Origin of the sequence: Kitasatospora sp. NPDC059973, assembly GCF_042737525.1 — a bacterium.
GTDB lineage: Bacteria > Actinomycetota > Actinomycetes > Streptomycetales > Streptomycetaceae > Kitasatospora.
On record NZ_JBHWUI010000014.1, the window covers coordinates 78821 to 85733 of the forward strand.

Annotated in this window: 6 protein-coding genes; 5 read left to right on the forward strand and 1 reads right to left on the reverse strand. The window is 75.7% G+C overall.

Features of this window, described 5'->3' with window-relative positions:
• The first annotated feature begins 599 nt into the window (after nucleotides 1–599).
• Entirely contained in the window at nucleotides 600–1037 is a 438-nt protein-coding gene (locus ACFWA9_RS06655; RefSeq protein WP_352291981.1) for a YchJ family metal-binding protein, read from the forward strand.
• A gap of 65 nt (nucleotides 1038–1102) precedes the next feature.
• On the opposite strand, the gene ACFWA9_RS06660 is transcribed toward ACFWA9_RS06655, so the two are convergent.
• Nucleotides 1103–2080 (reverse strand): polysaccharide deacetylase family protein, encoded by a 978-nt coding sequence (locus ACFWA9_RS06660; protein WP_380383774.1) that lies wholly within the window; start codon nucleotides 2078–2080, stop codon nucleotides 1103–1105.
• 177 nt (nucleotides 2081–2257) lie between these two features.
• Between ACFWA9_RS06660 and ACFWA9_RS06665 the strand changes: the two genes are divergently transcribed.
• The 4 genes from ACFWA9_RS06665 (at nucleotide 2258) to ACFWA9_RS06680 (ending at nucleotide 6720) form a co-directional block, all read left to right on the forward strand.
• Nucleotides 2258–2782 (forward strand): GNAT family N-acetyltransferase, encoded by a 525-nt coding sequence (locus ACFWA9_RS06665; protein ID WP_380383777.1) that lies wholly within the window; start codon nucleotides 2258–2260, stop codon nucleotides 2780–2782.
• A gap of 492 nt (nucleotides 2783–3274) precedes the next feature.
• Nucleotides 3275–4795, forward strand: a complete 1521-nt coding sequence (locus ACFWA9_RS06670) for a M1 family metallopeptidase (protein WP_380383782.1) — start codon at nucleotides 3275–3277, stop codon at nucleotides 4793–4795.
• A gap of 469 nt (nucleotides 4796–5264) precedes the next feature.
• Nucleotides 5265–5786, forward strand: a complete 522-nt coding sequence (locus ACFWA9_RS06675) for a SigE family RNA polymerase sigma factor (RefSeq protein WP_329485957.1) — start codon at nucleotides 5265–5267, stop codon at nucleotides 5784–5786.
• Entirely contained in the window at nucleotides 5773–6720 is a 948-nt protein-coding gene (locus ACFWA9_RS06680; protein ID WP_380383779.1) for a hypothetical protein, read from the forward strand. Before ACFWA9_RS06675 ends, ACFWA9_RS06680 begins: the two co-directional genes overlap by 14 nt.
• Nucleotides 6721–6913: the final 193 nt, after the last annotated feature.

Here is a 6913-nt window from a genome sequence, read left to right on the forward strand (position 1 = left end):
TGAGGGATGGCCCTGCGCCGACTTGTGGTCGGCTGGAAATGGGCGGTGTGCCCTCGGAGATGGTGGGGTAACGGTCTGCGGATGACCAGCACATCTCCATCACTCGTTCGATATGCCGGAAAGATCACCTGCCCATCACCACGGAGCGGTACGGGTACGTGACGGTTCGTCGACGATTCCTGCCGGTTGCCGAAGCCCGTGACATCGGCGCGCGGTGCCGATACGGTCTCCCCAGCAGCCGACGGAGCATCAGCTCCGGGGCGGCAAAGGGCCTTCGACCTCGGATGTCTTGACCTGAACCCGTCATTTCGGTGCCTGAAGCAGCGTCAGCCGGCCACCCCCGAAGGCTCACGACCCCCTCGGCGGCGCCCGCCGTACGCGGCCGGCCGCACCACCGCCGCGCGACCGCTCGATCCGGCCCGCCTTCACGCGGTACGCACATGTCCGTAGCGGGTCCGGCCCTTCGCCCGGATTCCGGCGGATCGGGGCGGCCCGGCCACGCCCCGGCCCCCGGCTCGGCACCCGCCCCTTCACCCGCCCCTGCGCCCGGGCGCAGGGGCGGGGCGGCGGCGGCCCCGCGAGGGGTGAGAATGGACGCCATGTCCCGACGCCGCTCCGCGCCCCGCGCCGCCACCCCCGCACCCCGCCTGCTGCCCTCCTCGCCCTGCCCCTGCGGCCTGTCCGCCGCGTACGGCGACTGCTGCGGGCGCTACCACCGGGGCCTGGCCGCCGCGCCGACCGCCGAGGCGCTGATGCGCTCGCGCTTCAGCGCCTTCGCCGCCCACGACGAGGCGTACCTGCTCCGCTCCTGGCACCCCGACACCCGGCCGGACGCGATCGACGTCGATCCCACGCTGCGCTGGACCGCGCTGGAGGTGCTCTCCACCACCGACGGCGGCCGCTTCCACGCCGAGGGCACCGTCGCCTTCCGCGCCCACTACACCGAGGGCCGCGACCAGGGGATCCTGACCGAGCACAGCCGCTTCGTCCGGTACGAGGGCGCCTGGGTGTACCTGGACGCCCTCTCGGTGGACTGACCGGCCCCCGGACCGGGCCGCGCCGGACCGGACCCGACCGGCCGCCGGCGGCGCACCGGCGGCGGCTACAGGTAGTCGTCCAGCCGGGCGAGGGCGAAGCCCTGCGCGGTGACGTCGTTCACGACCTTGCGGAGCAGGTCGGGCATGGTGCCCGGCCACAGGTCGGGGCCCCGGAAGTGGGTGAGGATGATGTCCCCCGCGTGCAGCCGCTGGTCGTCGTAGCGGTACTCCATGTGGTCGGGGAAGGCCTCCTCGTTCCAGAGCGGCACCGCCTCGATGCCGCAGGAGGCGGCGGCCCGCAGGGTGTCGTCGTTGTACTCGCCGTACGGGGGCCGGAACAGCCGGGGCCGGGTGCCGATCTGCCCCTCCAGCTGGTCCTGCTGGCGGCAGATCTCGTCCCGCTGCACGTCGTAGCCGAGCACCTTGAGGTTGCGGTGGTTGATGGTGTGGTTGTTCACCGCGTCGCCCTGGGCGGCGAGGTCGCGGAAGTAGCCGTAGTCGGCGCGCGCGAGGTAGTCGGCGACGAAGGTGCTGAGCGGGATTCCGAGCTCCGCCGCCATCCGGGAGAACTCCGGGTCCTTCTCCGCGCCGTCGTCGACGGTCAGGAAGACGATCTTCTCGTCGGTCGGGACGCGGTACACCACCGGCGGCCGCCCGTCCTGGAGCCGCACCCCCTGCACCGGCTTCAGCTCCGGCTTGGACGCCGGTGGCCGCGGCGCCCGCAGCGGCAGCCGGTCCACCCCCCAGCGCCGCGCGGTCTCCAGCGCCTCGCGGACGGCCGTCTCCCGGCGCGCCACCGCCTCGCTGCTGGTCTCCTCCTCCGCCCGGGCCAGGCCGGGCAGCGCCAGCGGCACGGCCGGCGGCCGGGGTCCGCCCCGCTCGGCGGTGGGGGTGGCGGCCGGATCGGCCGGGGCGGGGGCGGCGCTCAGACCGGCCCGCGAGGACGGCGCCTGGTGTCCGGTCGGCGCGGCGCAGCCGGCGATCACCGCCACCAGGCAGACCGCCGCCACGAGGCTGGCGCCGGCCCGGTGACCGCCCCTCAACCCCCCATTAATACGATGATCTGATGGTGTGTCCATGGAGCACTGCTCCCCCGCCACGCCCACCGGCCAATCCCACCGTCACCCACCCGGCGCAACACCGGTCCGCGCAGGTCACCGGGCCGTCCAGCCCGGATAACCGTTCGCGCCGGGCACCGTCCGGCGCCGATAATCCGGCGCATGACCACCACCACCCCGCGCACGAACGACCTCTGGGCCATCGAACGGGCCGATGTGACCTCCGAGGAGGCGCAGGCACTCCTGCGCGCGTACTACATCGACGTCGCTAACCGGTACTACCGGCTGCACCTGGGCCGGGACGGCACGCCCGAGGAGATCGAGACCGGTCTGGCCGACTCCCCCAGTGACGACCTCGCGGAGCCGACCGGCCTCTTCCTGCTCGGCCGCCTCGGCGGGGCCGCGCAGGCCTGCGCCGGCCTGCGGGTGCTCGACGACCGCACGGTGGAGCTGACCAGGGTCTTCGTCCGGCACGCGGCCCGCGGCACCGGCGGCGGCGGGCACCTGCTCGCCGCCGTGGACGAGGGCGCCCGAGCGCTCGGCGCCGACCGCGTCGTGCTCGACACCCGGCTCGACCTCGTCGAGGCCCGGGCGCTCTACACCCGGCACGGGTACCGCGAGATCCCGGCGTACAGCAGCGGGGCGTACGCCGAGGTCTGGTACGGCAAGGACCTCACCGAGCAGTAGGGGAAAGGCGGTTGACGCCGGTCGCGGCCCACCGGCCGGCGGGGCGGGGGTGGGAGGGGGCGGCACGCGCGGCGGGCCCGAAGTCCAGCCCGGGCGGCGCATCCACACCGGAGATTCGTCGCGCCCCGCGGCTCGCGCGGGGCGACGGCTGGCGGCGAGCGGGCTCGGCGGGGCGGTTTCCCGTCCCCAGCTCCCGCCCCCGCCCAGGAGTCGCGTGGCGGGCGGGGGTGAGAGCATGAAGAACGGCCGCCGGACCTGGCCAGGTACTCCGACGGCCGTGGCCCCGTCCGTCAGGGGGCGGAGCACTTCGAACGCTATGACAGCCCGCAGCCACTCGGCTACCGCGGTGGGCCGTCCGGGGGACGCCGCGTGTCGCGCGGCCTCCCGGACCGTCCGACCGATCCGCTACGATCCGTGCTCGAAAGGTCGCCCTGCGGCACCGGCGGACCTCGCCGCCGCACTCCGGGACACGACACGAAAGCGGTGATCACCCTGGCCAGGCCGCGCTCCGCCCTCGTCCTCGCCCTGGCACTCGCGACGGCGGTGCTCGGCGCCGCGGTGCCGCCCGGCGCGGCCGCGGCGGACGCTCCGGCCGCCGGCGTCGGTGACCCGGTCTTCCCCCGGCTCGGGAACGCCGGCTACGACGTGCAGGGCTACGACCTCGACCTCCGCTACCGCCCCGACAGCCGCACGGTGGACGGCACCGCCGTGCTGACGGCGCGGGCGCTCACCGCCCTGCCCAGCCTGGAGCTGGACGCGCTCGGCCTGGACGTGCACGCCGTCCGGGTCGACGGCCGGCCGGCCGCGTTCCGGGCGCACGACGAGAAGCTGACCGTCGTCCCAGCCCGTCCGGTGCGCCGCGACGCCACGCTCCGGGTGACGGTCGACTACTCGGCCGACCCCGCCGCGAAGCTGCCGCACACCGGCTGGGTCCCCACCCCCGACGGTTTCGCGGTGGCCGGTCAGCCGGACGGCGCGCACACCGTGTTCCCGTGCAACGACCACCCGAGCGACAAGGCCCGCTTCACCATCGCCGTCACCGCGCCGGACGCTCTGTACGGGGTGGCCAACGGCCGGCTCACCACGACCGAGCGGCGCGACGGCGGGCAGACCACCCGCCGGTACGTCTCGCGCGAGCCGATGGCCACCGAGCTGGTGCAGGTGTCGGTCGGCGACTACACGGTGCGCGAGCGCACCGGCCCGGACGGGCTGCCCCTGCGGGACGTCGTCCCGACCGCGCGCGCCGCCGATCTGGAGCCCGCCCTCGCGCTCACCCCGGGCCAGCTGGCCTGGGCCGAGCAGCACCTCGGGGCTTTCCCGTTCGAGACGTACGGGCTGCTGCCCGCCAACACCGACGACCCGGCGGCCTTCGGCTTCACCGGGCTGGAGACGCAGACCCTCACCCTCTACAAGCCGAACTTCCTGCGCCAGCCCGAGCCCCTGATCGGCTCGCACATGATGCACGAGCTGGTGCACTCGTGGTTCGGCGACAGCGTCTCACCGCGCACCTGGGCGGACCTCTGGCTGAACGAGGGCCACGCCGACTTCTACGGCCTGATGTACCGCTACGAGCGCGGCTGGCCGGACTCAGGCGGCTTCGCCACCCTCACCGACCGGATGCGCGACGTGTACGCCAAGGGCGACCAGTGGCGCCACGACTCCGGCCCGGTCGCCGCGCCGACCGCCGCCGACCTCTTCGACAGCCAGCGGTACACCGGCGGGGCCCTGGTGCTGTTCGCCCTGCGCGAGCGGGTCGGGGCGGCCGCCTTCGACCGGATCGAGCGGACGTTCCTCCGACAGCACCGGGACGGCACGGCCACCACCGCGGACTACATCCGGACCGCCTCGGAGGTGTCCGGCCAGGACCTCACCGCCTTCCTCACCGAGTGGCTCTATGGCGACCGGACCCCGGCCATGCCGGGCCACCCGGACTGGACCGTCACGCCGGTCACGCCGACCGACCGCGCGGCCGACCGGTCCGCCCCGGCGCCGCGCGGCAGCGGGACGCTCTGAGCCGGTCCCCCTCCGGAGGGCCGGCCCCACCCGGTGCGGCGGGTCCCGCCCCGCCCCGCCTCCCGGCCGGCCACCGTCGCCACGGCCCCGCCGTACGCCGGAGCGCGCCGGTCCGGTGCGCTCGGGCGCCCATCGCGCGCCCTGTACGACGGGGGTCCACGGGCGCATCGTGGTCACACGGCCCGCCCGCCGCCCGGCCGAGTTCCGGCCGGCTCGCGGGCCGTCCAAGCTCCGCGCGGTGGCCGGCCCCGCCGACCCGCTCCGGACGATGCCGAGGCCCCGCCCGCGACGCCCGGCGGGGGCCGCGGCGCCGGTCCGCGACGCACTGCTGGAAGATGTGCCCTTCCGGCAGGCAACCCGTTCGACCTCCCATCGCGTTCAGCAGCCGTGAGTAGGACGACGACGGCACGGCCACCACGGCCGGCGATGACGGCGGGAACGACGGGAGCACCATGGCGGGGGCGGCACGATGAGGGATGCGACACCGGACTTCGAGGAGTTCGTCGCCGCCCGCAGCCCGCGCCTGCTGCGGATGGCCTGGCTGCTGACCGGCGATCCGCACCTCGCCGAGGACCTGCTGCAGACGGCGCTCGCCAAGGTCTGGCCCCGGTGGGAGAAGATCGCGATCGACCGACCGGAGGCGTACGTCCGGCGGGTGCTGGTGAACTCGCACGTCTCCTGGTGGCGGCGCCGTTGGCACGGGGAACTGCCGCACGGCGAACTGCCGGAGCAGCCCGTGACCTCGGACCCGTTCGAGGAGCTGGTGGTCGGCGAGGTGGTGGCCGCCGCCGTCCGGGCACTCCCGCCGCGGCAGCGCGCGGTGGTCGTGCTGCGGTACTTCGAGGACCTGAGCGTCGAGGAGACCGCCGAGGCACTCGGCTGTACCACGGGCACGGTCAAGAGCCAGACGCACCGGGCGCTGCAGGCCCTGCGCGGCAAGATGCCCACCCGGGAGCTGCTGCTGGAGGGGGGACGCCGTGACCTGGTCTGACCCCGACCGCCCCGACCGCCGGCCCGGACACCCCTGGCCCGGACACCCCGGCTTCGGCGACCCCGTGCTCGGCGCCCCCGACGGCCTCTCGATGGCGGACGCCGAGGTGGAGGACGAGCTGCGCGTGCTGCTGCAGCGGGCCGCCCCGCACCTGCCCGCGCCCGCCGACCGGATGGACCGGATCCGCGAACTCGCCGCCCGCAACCGCCGCCGGCGCCGGGCGGCCGGGCTCGGGGCCGGGCTGACCGGGGGCCTGCTCGCCGCCGCGCTGGCCGCCGCCCCGGCCATCGCCCCCGCGCCGACGCACACCGCCCTGCGCCCCTCGGCGGGCGGACCGGCCGCCGACGCACCCGGGAACGGGGCCCCGTCGCCGAGCCTGCCACCGGAGGGCGCGAGCCCGGCGCCGAGCGTCTCCCCGAGCTCCCTGCCCGTCGCCGAGGACGACTGGCAGGCCGTCCGGTACCCGGAACTCAACAGTGTGATCATCCGGGTGCCGCCGGGCTGGTCCACCCTGGTCGTGCGCTCCCCCGACCCGCTGCGCGCGACCGGGTACACGGCCAGCCAACCGCTGGCGGGCGGGCCCGAGTGCGCGTCCGAGCCGGGCTACTGCACGCCCCTCACCGCCCTGGCGACCGACGGCGCACTCGTCAGCATGACCCTGCTCAGGGACCCGGCCTACCTCGGGAAGATCGCGGGGACCACGATGGCCGTGCAGGACTCCACGATCGACAAGGAGTGCAGCCTCCGCGGCGGCACCAGCCAGCTCACCGGGCACCGGACCATCGCGCTGGGCGACGCCGTGGCGGTGGTCGAGCTGACCGCCTGCCTGAACCACGCGTCCACCCGGACCCTGGGCCTGGTCCAGAAGATCGTCGACTCCGTCCGGATCACCGGCGGCGCCTCGGGGGTCGCCGACGGCAGCCTGGTCGACTGAACGCGCCCGGCCCCGCTCCGCCCACCCCGCATCCCGAAGGCGGTCCCACCATGGCCCTGCCCCGTCGCACCCTCGTCGGCCTGATGCTGCTCCTGCTGGGCTGCGCGCCCGCCACCGCGGGCCCGGCGGCCGCCCCGTCCGCGCCGCCGCGGCCCGGACCCCCGGCGACCTGGGCCGCGGCCGAGCCCCCGCC